Genomic DNA, 16,073 nt, shown 5'->3' with positions numbered 1-16,073 from the left:
AATATCAAATCTTGGATCGTACCCGACTTAAGGTTTCGATGGTCATATCTAAAAAAGAAGCAATATGGCCTACCGAAGCGCGCTGAATGATTTTTGGCTTTTTCTCCATCAACTCCAGGTATCTTTCTTTGGCAGACTTAAATTTTGTAAAGATCATCTGCTCCTCTAAAGCGATGTAATACTTCTCTAAAATAATTCGATAGACTCGCTCTAGGTCCTGAAACTCCTGAAAACAGCGCTGTAGATTCTCGTAGGAAATTCGATAGAGTAAGGATTTTTCTAGGGTTTCGATTGTCTCATAGCTTGGACTTCGGGTGATAAACGAGTGCATGGCTGTGACAAATTCCCCTTCTAAGGAAAAAGAAACAGTGATGTCCCGATTGTCTCGAATATAAAAGCTCCTAGCCGAACCTTGGGCTATGTAAAAAAGGTAATTACTAACTTCGCCGGCTTTTTCCATTTTGTACCCTTTTTCGGCTTGGATTTCTTCCAAATATCCAATGAAGGCATTTCTTGCTTCCTCGCTTACTTCGGTGATATTTTCAAAAAGACCTGTTTTTATCATTTCGGGCTATAAAAAATCTGGGAGATTCTATATTTAATAATCCTGAACCACTAGTTTTATCGGAAATTTAAAACATCTAGAACATATGAGAAAGATTTTGGTCCTTTTCTTCCTTCTTGGACTTGTTTTTTCTGCTCAGGCTCAATTTGGAATTCGTGCAGGTTTGTCTTCCGCCAACTTCTCTGATACCAATTACAAGGCGAATGTAGGCTTTCATGGGGGTGTATACTATAGATTAGGAACGCCTATGCTGGAGGTAGAGCCAGGGATTCAATTTGCTCAAAAAGGATTTGAAACCAACAACCCTGTGAATGGGGATGTAATTACTGAGTCTTTAAATTATGTGGATTTTCCACTTTTGGTTCGATTGAATTTTCTACCAGCGATTAATGTCTTTGCGGGACCTCAGGTGAGTGTATTGGTTTCTAGAAAACGCGAAGAATCTGGCGATATCCAAACAGCAACTGACCCGATCAAAGGCTATGATTTTGGTGGGGTAGTGGGTATATCGGCTTACGTAACAGAAAAAATCAACTTCCAATTGAGTTATGACATCGGTTTGTCAAGCCTGAATTACTACGATACAGATGTAAAAAACCGAGTATTGAAATTATCGCTTGGTTACGATATTTACCGCAAATACTAATTGAAGAGGCTGCCTCAAAAGTAAAGTTTGTCATATTGAGCGCCAGCCTCGCCAGTAGGCTGGAAGTCGAATTTTGGTTCAGATTGAAATATATGGCCAACGACTTTGCTCAGGCTGACATTAGAACGATTTGTAAGGCAGCCTCTTTATTTTTTGATTCGATTGGGGTTTTCCTCAATGAAAGATTTCCATCCTGCAGACCTTCCTCTACTTTGTACACGGCCCTCATGAAAGTGATGGCAAAGGGCTACTGCTAAAGCGTCTGTAGCATCCAGAAGTTTCGGGATTTCTTCAAGTTTGAATAGGGTTTGGAGCATAGCAGCAACCTGTTCTTTGGAAGCGTTTCCGTTTCCTGTTACAGATTGTTTCACCTTTTTAGGAGAATATTCCGTGATTGGGATTTCTCTAGCAAGAGCAGCAGCCATCGCCACTCCTTGGGCTCTTCCAAGTTTGAGCATGGATTGAACGTTGGCGCCATAGAAAGGAGCTTCCAAAGCGACCGAATCCGGCATAAATTCCTCCAAAATCCCGGTAATTCGCTCAAATATCTTTTTGAGCTTCAGCTCGTGACTACCGTATTTCTTTAGGTGAATGACCCCATACTGAAGGAGTTTGTATTGCTTGCCTTCAGTCAGAATCAATCCATAGCCCATCACGTTTGTTCCGGGGTCAATTCCTAAAATGATTTTTTCCTTTGAGGGTTTTTTAGCTTCTTTACTCACCTTCGCAAGATAGCCGAAAAGATGCTAAGTTTTTATTTGCTCTGGTCCCTAATCTATTTGCTTTTCTTAGGCTATCTAAAAATGGTATGGCTTAAAATACCAGGCCAGAAATATTCAGACCATCCTTTTTCTCCCAAAGTTAGCTTGTTGATTCCGATTCGGAATGAGGCGTCTCGACTTCCGATTTTAATCCAAAACCTCCAAAAAATTCATTTCCCTAACCTTGAAATTATCTTCATTAATGATAAAAGTGAGGATGATTCCTTAGAGCTTCTGGAACAGTTAGTAGGTAAAAACCCACTTTTTAAAATTTATTCCAGTGATGGGGTAGGAAAGAAAGCTGCTTTGCAAAAGGGGATTCATCAGGCCAACGGTGAAATAATTGTTACCACAGATGCAGATTGTGAATTCCATGCCAATTGGCTTGAAACCCTGCTTTTACCTTTTCAAGATTCCAGAATTCAACTAGTTGCTGGGCCTGTTTTGGTTCGGTCCTCAAACTCATTTTTGTCTTTCTTTCAAACCTTAGATTGGGCTAGTATTCAATTGCTTACTGGAGTTTCGTTTGAGATGAAAACGCCCTTAATGTGTAGTGGGGCAAACTTGGCTTTTCGCAAAAAAGCATTTGAAGAAGTGGAGGGTTATCAGGGAAATGAGCAATGGCTTTCAGGAGATGATGAGTTTCTTCTAAAAAAGATTGTCCGGAAATTCGGGCCTGAAAGTACTTGCTATATGCCTTCAAAGAAATCCTTGGTATTGACTCAGGGGGAAATGTCCTGGCAAGCCTTGTTTAATCAACGGATACGCTGGGCCGGAAAATGGAAAGCTCATAAATCATTCTTTCATGCAGCCTCTGCATTTTTCATAGCTTTTCTACAGTTGGTTTGGTTAGGGGCCTTTGGATTGATTTTTTTTGAAAATTGGGGCTTGGTTTGGCTTGCTTTCGTTTTTAGCGTCAAAATTTTAGCCGAATATCTTTCATTAGGATCTATTACAAAATTCTTCAAAAGTCCGGTTCCTTTTTGGGCTTTTGTTTTGACGAGTTTATGGCATCCTTTGTATTCAGTTTTTATAGGAGTAAAGGCAATTAAGGGAAATTATCAATGGAAAGGCAGAAGGATTCAAGGAAATGTTAATTTTGGGAATCATGGAAATGACGGAAGATGAATTTGACCTGCTGGACGAGCTCTATTTTGTCCAGCCTTATGATTACCTTCAGGAGACTTTGAATTGGTCGGAAGATCGCCTTTTAGATACCTTGGATTCCCTATACCGCAAGGCTTTCATCAAGTGTCTTTCTGCTCCGGATGATGAATTATTTGGAGCGATCAATATTTTGGAGAATGGGAAAGAGATGTTATTCTTAGCCACCAAAAAGGGTCTGATGGCCCATAATGCCCTTTGATTTTGTCACCTGAAAACCAAAAATATCAACGTAAAGAACTGGAGTTAAAGTCACTCCTGGAGATTACTCAGGCGATCAATGAGAATCAGCCTGAGCATGTTTTGGCGGATATTTTCAAATTTACCTGTTTGGTGCATTTGAATATCCGCTCTTTACTCTTGTATGTTCGCTCAGATAAGGGCTTCGAAAAGAAAATTTCCCATGGAATCAAGGGCTCGGTTCCAAGTCTGATTTCCTTTGATCAGATCAAAGAACATAAGGATAGACATCGCTTGGAACTTCATTTGTCTGAGGGCTTTTCCTTTGATGAATTGGAGACCTATTTGCCGGTTTATCACAAGGACAAGATGCTGGCAATTCTATTTTTTAAGCGGAAAAACCAAGAAGGTGAAATTGATTTGGATTTTACGCAGGCCTTAACCAATATTTTGGTGGTGGCATTGGAGAATAAGCGATTTGCCAGAAAGCAGCTTCAGCAGGAAGTGCTGAATCGGGAAATTGAAATTGCTTCCCAAGTGCAGCAGATGCTTTTGCCAAGTGAATTGCCACATGATGGGGAGTTACAGGCCAAGGTGACTTACATCCCACATAGCATGGTTGGGGGAGATTATTACGACCTGATTCAGCATGGGGATGATTTGGTTTATTTCTGCGTGGCAGATGTCTCTGGAAAGGGAATGGCAGCCGCTATGCTTATGTCCAATTTTCAGGCAGCCCTTCGCACACTTCTCCGAAGCAATGCCTCCTTGGAGACCGTAGTTCGGCAATTGAATTATACCTTGTTTGAGAATACAAAAGGGGAGCGTTTTATCACCTTTTTCCTTGGGAAATTCGATTTCCGAAACGGAAAGCTTGATTTCGTCAATGCCGGCCATAATCCACCCATTCTTTGTCGGGAAGACAAAATGAAAACCGAGTTGTTGGAAGCTGGGACGACCATACTGGGGGCATTTGATGAGTTGCCTTTTTTGGAATTAGGTAGCCGTCAATTGACTGGGGATTTTACCATTCATCTGTACACGGATGGCCTGACTGAAGTGATGGATTCAGCAGATGAGGAATTCGGAGAAGTGCGTTTTCAGGATTTTGTTTCCGGTCATATTTGTGTGGATCCGCGAACTTTCCATGATGAATTTCTGAAAAAACTAAAAGAGTTCAGAGGCGAAGAACCGCTTCGGGATGATTTGACCTTGTTTAGCCTTCGTTTCTTTTATGGTTCCCGCTCATAAAACACCGAGCTGGGTTCAGCGAATATTCCCTTATCGAATCTGGCAAAAAAAGACGGACGATCAATCTATTTATTTGACTTTTGATGATGGACCAGTTCCGGGAGTGACAGACTATGTCCTTGATCAATTGGAGAAAAGAGGGCAGAAAGCGACTTTTTTTATGGTTGGGGACAATGTTCGAAAACACTCTAATCTTGCTCGGGAAGTTCTGAAAGCAGGCCATTCTATCGGTAATCACACCTTTCACCACCTGCATGGCTTGCGGTATTCTAAGGAAACGTATTTGGAAGATGTGCAAAAATGTGATCAGATTTTTCAGGAGGTTTTAGGGTTTGAAACATCACTTTTCCGACCTCCTTATGGTTGGATGAAACCAAGCCAAGCGAAGGCCCTCGCTCAAGAAAAGCAAATAGTCATGTGGGATATTTTGACCGGTGATTACGATCCAAAGCTTAGCCCAGATAAGATTCTACAGGCTAGCTTGAAAAAATTGGAGCCGGGATCTATAGTCGTTTTTCATGATCAGGAAAAGACCGGGGAAGTGCTACCGAAGGTGTTGCCTGACTTTTTGGATCAATTAATAGAGAGAGGACTGCAAACAGGGGTCTTATAAATGGAACTGATCATATACTTTATCATTTCATTTATTCTGGTGCAGTTTGTATTAGGTATCTGTCATATTCTATTCGTTTGGAAATCATTTCCCTTTAAAAAAAAGTCAGATTCCCTTCCCTTCGTTTCGGTTTTGGTGGCTGCTCGAAATGAGGAATTCTTTCTTCCCAAACTTTTGGAATCCTTTGAGAATTTGAATTATCCTTCGAATAAAATCGAGTTTTTATTTGCTGATGATCAAAGCGAGGATGCTACCTTTTCAATTTTAAGTGAATGGTGCCAAAAGCAGCCTAATGCGATGGTTTATAGAGTTGAGGAATTTGATCCCACAAAAAATCCAAAAGCCCAAGCCATAGCCTTAATTGAAAAGGAAAGCCAAGGGGAGTATCTCTTTTTTACGGACGCAGATTGCCAAGTTCCACCAAGTTGGATTGAGGCTTTGCTAGGGGGCTTCTCTGAAAAAGCAGGAATGGTAATCGGAGTAACGCAAGTGAAAGGGGGTAATCTTTTAGGGAAATTCCAGGAATTGGATTGGTGGCTGACCCTTAGCTTGGTTAAAGTGGCCACGGATTGGCGAGTTCCCACCACAGGATTAGGAAATAATATGTGTATTTCCCGAAAGGCCTATAAGGCTAGTGGAGGATTCGAAAATTTAACTTTCAGCTTGACTGAGGACTTGGAGCTTTCTAAAGCTGTACTTCGGAAGGGTTTTTTAATTCAAAATCAGGTATGTCCAGAAGCTTTGACCAAAACCAAAGCAGAATGCTCTTGGAGGGATTTACTGATTCAACGAAAGCGGTGGATGTATGGAGTCATGACTTTACCTATTTACATGAAAGCATTATTGGCTTTGCAGTTTTTTTACTTTCCAGCTATCGTCTACTTACTTTTCCTCAACCTTCCCATGGGGTTAGGAATTTGGTTTTCAAAATCAACTCTTCAGGCATTTTTTCTCCTCATGTTTGCCAGAAAAGCTGGCAAATCACCGTCATTTTTTACTACCCTTCTCTTTGATTTTTACTTATTGCCTATTACCCTGCTGACGATTCTTTATTACTTTTGGCCTTCCGCTACCAAGTGGAAATCAAGAAGCTACTCATGAATTTAATCGATACACACGCTCATATTTATTCACGCAAGTTCGAGTCCGATAAGGATGCGGTAATGCAGGAGATTCGAGAAGCAGGGGTAGAACGAATCTACATGCCTAATATCGATGTGGAGTCCATCGACGAAATGCTGGAAATGGAAAAATCCTATCCGGGTTTTTGTATTCCTATGATGGGTCTACATCCTTGTGATGTCAAAGAAGACTTCGAAGCGCAATTGGAAGTAATGAAAGATTGGCTTTGGAAGCGACCTTTTGCAGCAGTAGGTGAAATAGGATTGGATTTGTATTGGGATAAAACCTTTTTCGAAGAGCAAAAACAGGCACTTCGTGAGCAAATTACTTGGGCAAAATCCCTGAATTTACCTATCGTCCTACATTGTCGGGATTCCATGGATGAGACTATAGCCATTGTTCGGGAAATGCAGGACGGGAACTTAAAAGGAATTTTCCATTGCTTTACGGGAAATCTCGATCAGGCTCAGCAGATTATTGAATTAGGCTTTCTCTTAGGAATTGGAGGAGTGGTTACTTATAAAAATGGAGGTTTGGATCAGGTACTTCCTCATCTGAAACTCAAAAATTTGGTCCTGGAGACTGATGCCCCATACTTAGCGCCGGTTCCTTTTCGGGGGAAACGAAACACACCTGCTTATTTGCCTTATATTGCAGAGCGGGTGGGAGATTTGATGAAAATTAGTTCATCTGAGGTTGCTCGAGTAACGAAGGAAAACGCACTCGCATTATTTAAGGAATTTGACTATGAATTATAAAATAGTCCGACTCAATACGCAGGCAAAAACGAGTAAGACCTCCTCTGTTCTGATTATTTACACGGGAGGTACTTTGGGGATGGCTTATGATGAAAGCGGTTCCTTGGTTCCTTTTAATTTTGGGCAGATTTTGGAAAAAATACCCATTCTTTCCAATCTGAATGTGGCTATTACGGTGATTTCTTTTCCTTCACCGATTGATTCCTCCAATGTGTCTATGCTACATTGGAAGGATATGGCTTATATCATCCATGAAAATTATGACAGCTACGATGGGTTTGTCGTGTTGCATGGTACGGATACAATGGCCTACTCGGCTTCCATGCTCAGCTACATGCTTCATGGATTGAATAAACCTGTGATTTTTACAGGAGCGCAACTTCCCATCTCGGCTTTACGCTCAGATGCGCGGGAAAATTTGATGACTAGCTTGGAAATCGCCACCGCTAAAATCGATGATAAGCCTCTCGTTCCAGAAGTTTGTATTTTCTTCAATCACATGCTATTGAGGGGTAACCGTTCGAAAAAAGTGCAGAGTGTACATTTTGATGCCTTTGAATCGGAAAATTATCCTCCTTTAGCTGAATCCGGGATTGTGATCGATTATCACACGGCAGCCATTCGGCCTTATGAACCGAATCGCAAACTTCAGTTGATGAATGAGCTCGATAATCGGGTGATGATTCTTAAGCTTTTTCCCGGAATCACGGATCAGATTATGGACGCCTGTTTTGCAACGCCCGGTTTGCGAGGAGTGGTACTTGAAACCTATGGATCAGGAAATAGTCCCAGTGAAGCGTGGTTTATGCGTTCCTTGGAGCGCGCTATCAAAAAGGGCTTGATCATCTTAAATGTCTCCCAGTGTAACGGTGGTCGGGTGATTCAAGGAAGATATGAGACTTCCCGGGAATTGCTGAATGTTGGTGTGGTTAGTGGGGCTGATATGACGACCGAAGCGGCTATCACGAAGTTGATGTTTTTACTGGGGCAATACACCGATAGAGACGAAATCCGAAAGCGTTTAACGATTCCTTTGGCTGGGGAGATGACTACCTAGAAAAGGGGTGCGATTTTCTCACGAAATTTGGAAAGGGAAAGAATAATTTTTTTCTTTGCACTCCGATTCAGCAAATGAATCAACAGACCATACAGAGAGGTGTCCGAGTGGTTGAAGGAGCACGCCTGGAAAGTGTGTATACCCCTAAAGGGTATCGAGGGTTCGAATCCCTTCCTCTCTGCAGATTAGAGTAATTAACCCTTGTAAACATCTGATTTACAGGGGTTTTTATTTTTTAAGAATTGATAAAGTGGCTATTTGGCGGCTCCGCCTGTTAAACATTATTGATATAATCAAAGATAATATTTTTAAGAAATCATAGAAGCCCTTCATCAGCAAAGCTGAAATAACCTCCCTCTGGAGCTACAATTATGTGATCAGCTAAGTATAAATCTAAAGCTTCACAGGCTTTTCTAACCTTCCTGGTAAGGACTTTATCAGGTTCTGACGGAATTAATTGACCTGAAGGATGATTGTGTGCTAAGATGATGCTTGAAGCCATTCCTTTCAGCGCAATGGACAAGATTATTTTAATATCGCAAACTACTGAGGCATTTCCTCCTTTGAATCCCTTGAAGTACCCAAGGATTTTATTCCCTCTATTCAGGTAGAGCACAATAAACTCTTCCTGTAGGGAAATGATATCCTCTGAGAATAAGGGGTAGAGGTATTCGTATGCTCTTTTGGAGTCTTTTATTGTCAGATTATCAAAGCTAGCCCTATTTGGCTCATAGCTGATTTTGATTTCATTTAGAGTATGTGGTTTCATTACGATTAAGTGATTGAAATAAGATTAGGAAATAAAAAAGCCCACCATTTGGCGGGCTCGAAGTTGGAATTTGCAGTTCCCTTAATTTAAATACCAGAAGTCCTCTGGGCCTGTTTCTAAAGCATTCTGAACTTGTCTTGTGAATTCAAAGCTATTGAGTTCTCTTTCTAGGAATTTATCAATGTAGGAGGATTTTACAGCCCCTGTAAGAAGATTGAAGAATCTCCATAGGTCAATGCTACCATTCTTCTGACGCTTGAAATTTCTATCGGAATAATAGTATTCAGCCACCCTTGAAATCATGGTGTCATTGATCAATAATTCAGGGATATCCTTCTTTTCCTCCTTTGGGAGATACTGATAAAGTCTAGCTTTCCCAATAATCTGTGCAAACTGATTCTCAGATAACTGGAATTCATTAAAGCTATTCATAGTATCAATATGACTTGACTCATCATAGGTTGTTAGTAAGGATATAACCCTAGAGTATAATTCATCCAGGGATTTCACAGATAAGTCCAGCAGTGCTCCGTCCGTAGAAATACAGAGATTAGTACAGACTGTATTCTTGAAGCCTGCAAATACCTTGAAATGCTCATTTGAACCCTTGGTAGTATTCAGATTATCAAGATTATATGCCTTCACTCCACCTATGGTTAATTCAATAGGATTACCTCCAATCACTGTAGTGACGGCAGGAATTTGAAGCATAAAGGCCATGCGCTCATAATAGATAGTTTTCTCATTATCTAGGAGCTCTTGAGCCTTCTTATGTCTTGCTTCATAGATCCTTCCTTTGATTGGATGAGATACCCTTAAAAAAGGCTCAGGAGTAAAGGGTAAATTAAAGTGAGCTCTAGCTGCTTCACTAACTACCTCCACAAAATCCACTTGTGAAATTGCGGGTTCATTATCCTTCAAAAAAACAGGGATAATGTGCTTATCCCTGATTTCATTTAAGTTCATTTCAATGGTATTTGCTTCCAAGAATCTAGAAGCTTTTGGTCTTTCGGAATTCACCTCATAGACACCATTATGATTCAATATTAAGTTTTCCATTTGATTTGAAGTTGCTGTTAAATTCGATTTTGTTACGTTGCTCAAGGAATGCACCCTTGTGAGTATCCTGAAACTCAGGAGAGGATTTGTATAGGGCATACAGCTCCTCTAAGGACTTACAATTCATGATTTTACCTGCGAAATCCTGCTTTTCTGTAGGCACGGATTTTTCAGTAGGCTCAATCATATTGCACCAATCTCTTACAGCTATTCCTGTTTCAGGAGTAATCTGGAATTCAGGTTTTTCTACAAAAAGATTTGTCCTATCCTTTGAAGCTCTTGCTTGGTGACGGGAATCAATGTCAAAGACAATGGTTAATTCATAGTCCATTCCGTCTCTGGTAACACCTTTTAATCCTACTTTTTCAGGAACCATTTTTCCATTCTTCTCCGAAAGGACATAATCCTGCTTGCTACGTATAGTAGCAATTACATGTACTGGAGCTTGGAGAATACCATTAATAAATGAATTATGCCTAGGAGTAATCTTACCCCAATTCTGGAAGGAATTACCAGGCATATTGGAATGATGATCCACCAGATATTCCCATTCATGGGAAATGCTATCAATTACAATCGCTTCCATTCCGTGTTGGACACAGAGGTTAATGGCTTCGATATATTTCTCAGGAGTATAGGGAGCTGAGATGGGTACTACATTATATTCCCCAAGATGAGCATATAGATCAGCAGAATTATTCTCGCTGTCAATTACTGCTATCTTAGACCAGTTGCCAACTAGCCCAAAGGCTAGCAATAAGGATGAATAGGACTTCCCAGAGCCACTTGAACCCTGAAGCCCAATTTTGATTTTAGCTTGCTTTCTAGCAGCTCTTCTGAAATTGAGATTTGACATAAGTGCTATACTTAATTATATGGAAGATTTATTTACTGGACTTTAGGCATAAAAAAAGGTGGGAAAAGTCCACCTCTTCGAATTCTAAAATCCACGGTTAAGCTATCTGAATAAATCTTTGTGACTTAAATTCAGACCAGAGTCAAAGCAATGTGATGAGATACTGTTACTTTATGATTAAATGAAAAAGTTAGGATTTATCCAGCTTCAGTATCATTATGATTAAATAAACCCATCGGGGACTAACCCCAAAAAATGTTTGGTGGGGGGTATGTGTCTATGTACTCCTCGAAGGGGGGTATAATTTTGGACAGGGGTCACCTTCTTTTTAAGTAAATAAATGACCCCTGTCCATTATTTTATTAAAGAGCTCAATTCATCCTCCGTCAATCCCAAAAGGTATTTTTTGTAAGAGATACCAAATAGGTCTTGGACCTTCTCATTTGGGAATTCTTCCTTTCTTTCAACTTTGAAGAAGTCACTATTAAAAGCCAATAGCTTATATTTTTTTGGCTCCTTTTTCCCCGTAGTGGGGTTTAATTTTCGAAGAATTTCTTTTATGACGAATAATTTCTTCATCAAGTCCACCACGTATGCAGGTTGGCCAATATTTTTGTTTTTTAAATACTTTTTGATACCAGGTGATTGATCAACAATGTCTTTCCATATACCAACCAATTCTTGAGCTGTGTATTCAGAATTTAACTTGAAAAATTTTGTAAGTAATTTGTACTGAGCTGAGTGGTATAATTGATAGAGTCTTAGGATGTAATAAAAGTCCTTAATTAAAAATTTGCTTTCATTTAATTCAATAAATTTCTCTTTAAGCAAGTGATAATCCTGACCATGCTTTTCAATTAAAAATACCATCTGAAGGGAGGCAGAGTACATCCTTCTATTATGACGTTGATTTTGAATGAATTGGAAAAGATATGCTTTGTCTATTCCTCCAACAGATCTGGAATTAGTATCTTTTAGTATTTCCTTAAAGATATCATCAAAAATTCGCGGTATTTTATCTGGAAAATTTTCTGCAAAATCATCCCCAGTAAACCCTTCTAATTCCTGTGATACTTCAGTAAAGTTGTACTCTTCTAAGACTTCAAAATAGAACTCTAATTTTTCTTTTAGGTGATCAGCTCTAGTTTCATAATCCAAGAGAGATTGAAAAAAGTGTTCTTTGTAGTCAATGGTAAATGAGGAGGGAACAACTTCACCGTCTTTATTTACCCTTATAAAACCTTCTTCTCCGTTAATTTTTATCTTTTCGAATGAAGATTTGACAGATGTGTAATCATCCAAAAATTCCTCACCATCGTACAGTTCTTTTGCAAAGCTGAAAAGTGAATTTACTTTTTCCACTCTTTTCATAATTTCTTCCCTATCAAAGAATTTTCCAGGGGTATTATGTGCATCAAACTTTACAACCTTACATGACAAAAATCCATTTCTTGCCCTTCCCGTAATTTGGTAAATATTTTCAAAGGTGAGCATTGCATGTTGAGGAGCCTTTAGTACCCCAATCAGCAAATGAAATTTATCTATGAAATCAACCCCAGTGAAGTATGCAGAGGTAATAAAAGTAAGAGGATATTCTAGAGAAATCTTTCCGTCTTCAGGTATGTCAATCCAATTTGACTTAGAATGAACTTTGTATTTACTAAACTGGCTACATAAGACGCCTGTATCGAATTCTTTAATCTTACCAAGAGCTAAAAGATTTTTTATGGCATAGTTAATCCCATCCATTGAGTTAATAGCTACAACAACTTTCTCGCCCTTTGGCAATAACTCAGTAATTTCTTCTACCAGGGATTGTATAGGATAATAAACATTCACTAACCTAAGTTCTGGCTTATCGAAACTCTTCTTCTCAAGGGTAAAATAATCAATATTTCCCTCTTGAAAATCAGGGTCTGAAAAAGGGATTAAAGTAGCTGTCAAAGCACACCTATTCTTGAAATCCTTGAAGTAATCAACTGCAAATTCTAATGAGGATCTATAGGAAGTATCCACTTGAAAGGTGTCTATTTCATCCACCATCAAGAAATAATCATAGTAAACATCTTCCCCAAGAAAATTGATGAGTCGTGGTAAACTGTCTGCCACTACAAAATACTTGTCTATATCATTCTCACCCCTTTCCGAAATGAATTGCTCTAGCTCTTCATTTTTCACACCCCCGTTTAAAAATTGATACCTGAATCCATCTTTTGCTTCCTTGCATGCCTTCAAATATTTAGACCTAGCCAGCGCAATAGTAGGAAATACCAGAATACTATCCCTTTCAGCAATTATTTCACAGTGGGTAGCACCTATACCTGTAAACTTCTTGTATAGGATTCCATTTGGAAGTCCTTTGGAAAAATCCCAAGCACCATCTTTGAAATCACTTAAAAATCGAATTCCTTTTGGTATTTCTATCGTAATTCTTGCCACTTAAATTTCTGTGGTAGGTAATTAAACTTATTTTAGGACATCTCCATTTTCAAAAACAATGGATTTAATATTTGCTGAGATTTTTATGTCATCTAAATTTCTTCTCGAAAACTTTCTCTCTCTAAGTTTTCTTAATTCCTCAAAAGCCCTTCCATTCTCATTATATCTATAGTAGTCTACATAATATTCTATCCTTCCCGAAGGAGAAGTGGTATACCCCGTTGAATAAGCGGACTCTAAAATACCATATCCATCGTACTCCAAATCCTGCACGACAAGTATCGTATCCTTATACTCATCTTCAAAAATGACATCAAATTTGAATTTTTCAATATTTCTAGGCTCTTCTGGAAGATTATGTGAAACACTAAACATACGTAAATTCAATCTATCTGTGAATGGAGGCATTCCTTCAGTAAATTCATCCAAATAAAACCTCAATGAGATAAAATCATTGATACTGGCGTTATTTCTAATTTCTTCCTTTCTCTTATTTAGAATCTTATCATAATTTATTACTTCATACTTAATAAACCCATTAGTAATTGTGCTATCAATTTCTTCCCATCTGTATGAAATCATTAAATTGAATCCTTCTGGGTTCCACACTAAAAAATAATTATCATCTTCTCCTCCTAGGAATTGTGATATAATTGATTCTTTTTCACTTTGAGACTTTTTATTTTTAAATATTGAGTCTATCTCACTTATTTTTACTTCTGAATAATTATGTGAAAAACTGTATTTAGGTTCTCCATACCACTTTTTGTATATCTCTAAGATTAAGTTAAGCTTTTCTTTACTTACTTCTCCTTTTCCTGGCGCAAACATCATCTCATCATAAAATAGAACTGAGTCAGACCCAAAATTAATCTTTATTGATTGTAGGGTGTCAAATTCATATTTGTCTGTATGTGTCCAAAGAACACTTTTTAAAGTCGAATCTCCATTTATATTAAAATAGTATATTGTATCATATGGCTCTTCACCACCATAAACCACTTGAACTAACTCTTCATCTATTAAATTTTTGTAAAATGATTTTGTAGGAATCTTTCCAAATTCAGTTTTTGCAATTGGGTCACCACTATCGCATGAAAAATGCAAGGACGTTATCCCAATAAGAAAGAAAAGATTAATTTTTCTAAAGTTCATAACAGTTTGATTTTATGTATTTTATGTAGGTAAAAAATTAAAATTATCTTTAATCTTTGACTTCAATAATTTTGGACAGGGGTCACTATTTTAGTTAAATAACAGCTAACCCCTGTCCAGAATATTCAATAAATGGGTTTTCAATTTTTCTAATAATTTGAAAGTATCTTCTAAAATGGATATTCAATTTTTTCGCATGAGATTGATTTAAATTTCAATTGGTCAAAATCTTCCCTATCTCAGGAATTAACTTTATGGCGAATACTTTTTTCAATAGCTCGATATTTCTATTTTAAAAATCAAGTAAAGATATCAGAACGACCGTTTTTCATAATTGAACTGCTGTTTGCTTATTCATCCAAATGTTTCGCATTTATAAATGTGTTCTGTGCATATCTTAATGCATCCTCCTTATTATAGTGGACAAAAGTCAAATCCGTTTCAGGATCTTTAGCAAGAAAACTTCCAGGAATAGTCTTGTTCCATCCTTCTTTCCCATTGTCAAAGTATAAATAAGTTGCCCATTTGGGGTCTTGATCATATTTTTCTATAATCTTGTATTTAATTACACTCTGCTTAAAATTATCAAGTGACTTCTTTTTATTAGTATTACTAATAATTCTCCATACTAACCATGCAATAAATGCAATAATTAAAATATGCCAATAGTTACTGCTATCCATTTAAATTTAAAATAGTTGTTACTATAAAAACAATAATATATGCAAGGGATGCATAAATGCTGTATTTAGGGGCATTAGAAACTGCTCCATGAATTTTTATGTATTTGTATGCACTGTAATAATTTAAGAGACTACCAAGCAATCCTCCTATTCCCATTATTATTGATTCTGTACCAAGGAAATATCCTAAGAAGGCATAAGTTATAGGTATTAACAACCCCAAAAAAGCTGTTAGGGGTGTTGTCAATGCATAAATCCCAACAAAAATTAAAACTGCCCATAAGTATTCCATGTTTTCTTTATTTTGATAAGTTATAAATTCTTTGATATTCTAAGCTTATCAGCAGCAGCCCATAGGGTCTTTTCGAGGTCTTGGGTCATTATTTTTTACTATCTTTTTGAGAAAAAAATAAGAAGAAAAACTAATAGATAGATCAAAACAAGAATAACTGTAACTCTATTGATTCTTCGTTTTATGCGTTCTCCTTTATCTTTTATTCTCTTAGGGTATTCTGTTATATCATTTAAATATTCACGTAATCTTAGGTCGGGTAACTCTTTTTGGTTAGCAAATGCTAGGAACTCTAATGTACCACCATCTTTTTTTAGAAGAAGAGCTTTACCATCTGCGAATATCTCATTCATAAGAATTTTCTTACCGCCTACTTCTATCACAAGTGAATTCATCGCTGGTAGATATTCCCATTTTGATTCCTGAATTTCGCCTTCTCTCACAATGTAGAGAGAGTTGTCCTTTCTGAATATCAGTCTTTGAAGATTAAGGTCACCATCCACCATAGTCCAAGGTATATCCACTAGGAGATTTTGCTTGGCAAGTCCTTGACTGTAGGACTTTAAGGTTGATTGTAGATCTTTGATTAGGTCTTGAAGCATTTGCTTAAAAATGAATGAGAACTAAAAATAAGGGAATAATTGAAATTTTGGAAAAATTAAAGAATTCAATGGACAGGGGTTGATAAAATTGTTAATAAGTA

The 16,073-nt window shown here is 37.9% G+C and carries 18 protein-coding genes and 1 tRNA gene; 9 read left to right on the top strand and 10 right to left on the bottom strand.

The features are described 5' to 3' along the window. Positions 1-4 precede the first annotated feature (4 nt). Positions 5-565 (bottom strand): Crp/Fnr family transcriptional regulator, encoded by a 561-nt coding sequence (locus tag E4S40_RS13100; protein WP_135074892.1) that lies wholly within the window; start codon positions 563-565, stop codon positions 5-7. A gap of 85 nt (positions 566-650) precedes the next feature. Here E4S40_RS13100 and E4S40_RS13095 point away from each other — a divergent pair, with 85 nt between their 5' ends. Continuing rightward, the gene (locus tag E4S40_RS13095; protein ID WP_135074889.1) at positions 651-1,211 is read left to right on the top strand and encodes a porin family protein; all 561 of its coding nucleotides are present in this window, start codon (positions 651-653) and stop codon (positions 1,209-1,211) included. 146 nt (positions 1,212-1,357) lie between these two features. Here E4S40_RS13095 and ruvC read toward each other — a convergent pair whose 3' ends face one another. Further along, complete coding sequence (gene ruvC, locus E4S40_RS13090) at positions 1,358-1,933, bottom strand: crossover junction endodeoxyribonuclease RuvC (RefSeq protein WP_135074886.1); 576 nt, start codon at positions 1,931-1,933, stop codon at positions 1,358-1,360. An 81-nt stretch (positions 1,934-2,014) separates the two neighbouring features. On the opposite strand from ruvC, the gene E4S40_RS13085 reads away from it, so the two are divergent. From E4S40_RS13085 to E4S40_RS13050, 8 genes are all read left to right on the top strand, one after another. Continuing rightward, the gene (locus tag E4S40_RS13085; RefSeq protein WP_161971806.1) at positions 2,015-3,100 is read left to right on the top strand and encodes a glycosyltransferase; all 1,086 of its coding nucleotides are present in this window, start codon (positions 2,015-2,017) and stop codon (positions 3,098-3,100) included. After that, positions 3,081-3,338 (top strand): hypothetical protein, encoded by a 258-nt coding sequence (locus E4S40_RS13080; protein WP_317129231.1) that lies wholly within the window; start codon positions 3,081-3,083, stop codon positions 3,336-3,338. The genes E4S40_RS13085 and E4S40_RS13080 overlap by 20 nt, the downstream gene beginning before the upstream one ends. Before the next feature lie 2 nt (positions 3,339-3,340). Then, positions 3,341-4,567: a PP2C family protein-serine/threonine phosphatase gene (locus E4S40_RS13075; RefSeq protein WP_135074880.1), complete on the top strand. Its 1,227-nt coding sequence runs from the start codon at positions 3,341-3,343 to the stop codon at positions 4,565-4,567. Next, entirely contained in the window at positions 4,551-5,180 is a 630-nt protein-coding gene (locus tag E4S40_RS13070) for a polysaccharide deacetylase family protein (RefSeq protein WP_135074877.1), read from the top strand. Before E4S40_RS13075 ends, E4S40_RS13070 begins: the two co-directional genes overlap by 17 nt. Then, a complete protein-coding gene (locus tag E4S40_RS13065; RefSeq protein WP_135074874.1) occupies positions 5,181-6,281 on the top strand; it encodes a glycosyltransferase in 1,101 nt (366 codons plus the stop codon). It begins immediately after the preceding gene. After that, positions 6,278-7,060 (top strand): TatD family hydrolase, encoded by a 783-nt coding sequence (locus E4S40_RS13060; RefSeq protein WP_135074871.1) that lies wholly within the window; start codon positions 6,278-6,280, stop codon positions 7,058-7,060. The genes E4S40_RS13065 and E4S40_RS13060 overlap by 4 nt, the downstream gene beginning before the upstream one ends. Next, the gene (locus E4S40_RS13055) at positions 7,050-8,117 is read left to right on the top strand and encodes an asparaginase (RefSeq protein WP_135074868.1); all 1,068 of its coding nucleotides are present in this window, start codon (positions 7,050-7,052) and stop codon (positions 8,115-8,117) included. The genes E4S40_RS13060 and E4S40_RS13055 overlap by 11 nt, the downstream gene beginning before the upstream one ends. A gap of 93 nt (positions 8,118-8,210) precedes the next feature. Continuing rightward, a tRNA-Ser gene (locus E4S40_RS13050) sits at positions 8,211-8,298 on the top strand. A 135-nt stretch (positions 8,299-8,433) separates the two neighbouring features. Here the strand turns inward: E4S40_RS13050 and E4S40_RS13045 are convergent. From E4S40_RS13045 to E4S40_RS13010, 8 genes are all read right to left on the bottom strand, one after another. Next, a complete protein-coding gene (locus E4S40_RS13045; RefSeq protein ID WP_135074865.1) occupies positions 8,434-8,886 on the bottom strand; it encodes a JAB domain-containing protein in 453 nt (150 codons plus the stop codon). A gap of 81 nt (positions 8,887-8,967) precedes the next feature. Next, positions 8,968-9,945, bottom strand: coding sequence for a DUF3871 family protein (locus E4S40_RS13040; RefSeq protein WP_135074862.1), 978 nt, complete (start codon positions 9,943-9,945; stop codon positions 8,968-8,970). Further along, positions 9,920-10,801, bottom strand: coding sequence for an AAA family ATPase (locus tag E4S40_RS13035; RefSeq protein ID WP_135074859.1), 882 nt, complete (start codon positions 10,799-10,801; stop codon positions 9,920-9,922). The genes E4S40_RS13040 and E4S40_RS13035 overlap by 26 nt, the downstream gene beginning before the upstream one ends. A gap of 354 nt (positions 10,802-11,155) precedes the next feature. Beyond that, positions 11,156-13,240, bottom strand: coding sequence for a DEAD/DEAH box helicase family protein (locus E4S40_RS13030; protein ID WP_135074856.1), 2,085 nt, complete (start codon positions 13,238-13,240; stop codon positions 11,156-11,158). Positions 13,241-13,267: 27 nt separating this feature from the next. Then, the gene (locus tag E4S40_RS13025; RefSeq protein WP_135074853.1) at positions 13,268-14,395 is read right to left on the bottom strand and encodes a hypothetical protein; all 1,128 of its coding nucleotides are present in this window, start codon (positions 14,393-14,395) and stop codon (positions 13,268-13,270) included. A gap of 350 nt (positions 14,396-14,745) precedes the next feature. Beyond that, positions 14,746-15,078 (bottom strand): hypothetical protein, encoded by a 333-nt coding sequence (locus E4S40_RS13020; protein WP_135074850.1) that lies wholly within the window; start codon positions 15,076-15,078, stop codon positions 14,746-14,748. Then, positions 15,071-15,370, bottom strand: a complete 300-nt coding sequence (locus E4S40_RS13015; protein WP_135074848.1) for a hypothetical protein — start codon at positions 15,368-15,370, stop codon at positions 15,071-15,073. The genes E4S40_RS13020 and E4S40_RS13015 overlap by 8 nt, the downstream gene beginning before the upstream one ends. Before the next feature lie 98 nt (positions 15,371-15,468). After that, entirely contained in the window at positions 15,469-15,972 is a 504-nt protein-coding gene (locus tag E4S40_RS13010; protein ID WP_135074845.1) for a hypothetical protein, read from the bottom strand. Positions 15,973-16,073 lie beyond the last annotated feature (101 nt).

It is taken from the genome of Algoriphagus kandeliae, assembly GCF_004571135.1.
In the GTDB taxonomy this organism is placed as follows: Bacteria; Bacteroidota; Bacteroidia; order Cytophagales; family Cyclobacteriaceae; genus Algoriphagus; species Algoriphagus kandeliae.
This window is presented reverse-complemented; position numbering and strand designations above follow the sequence as displayed.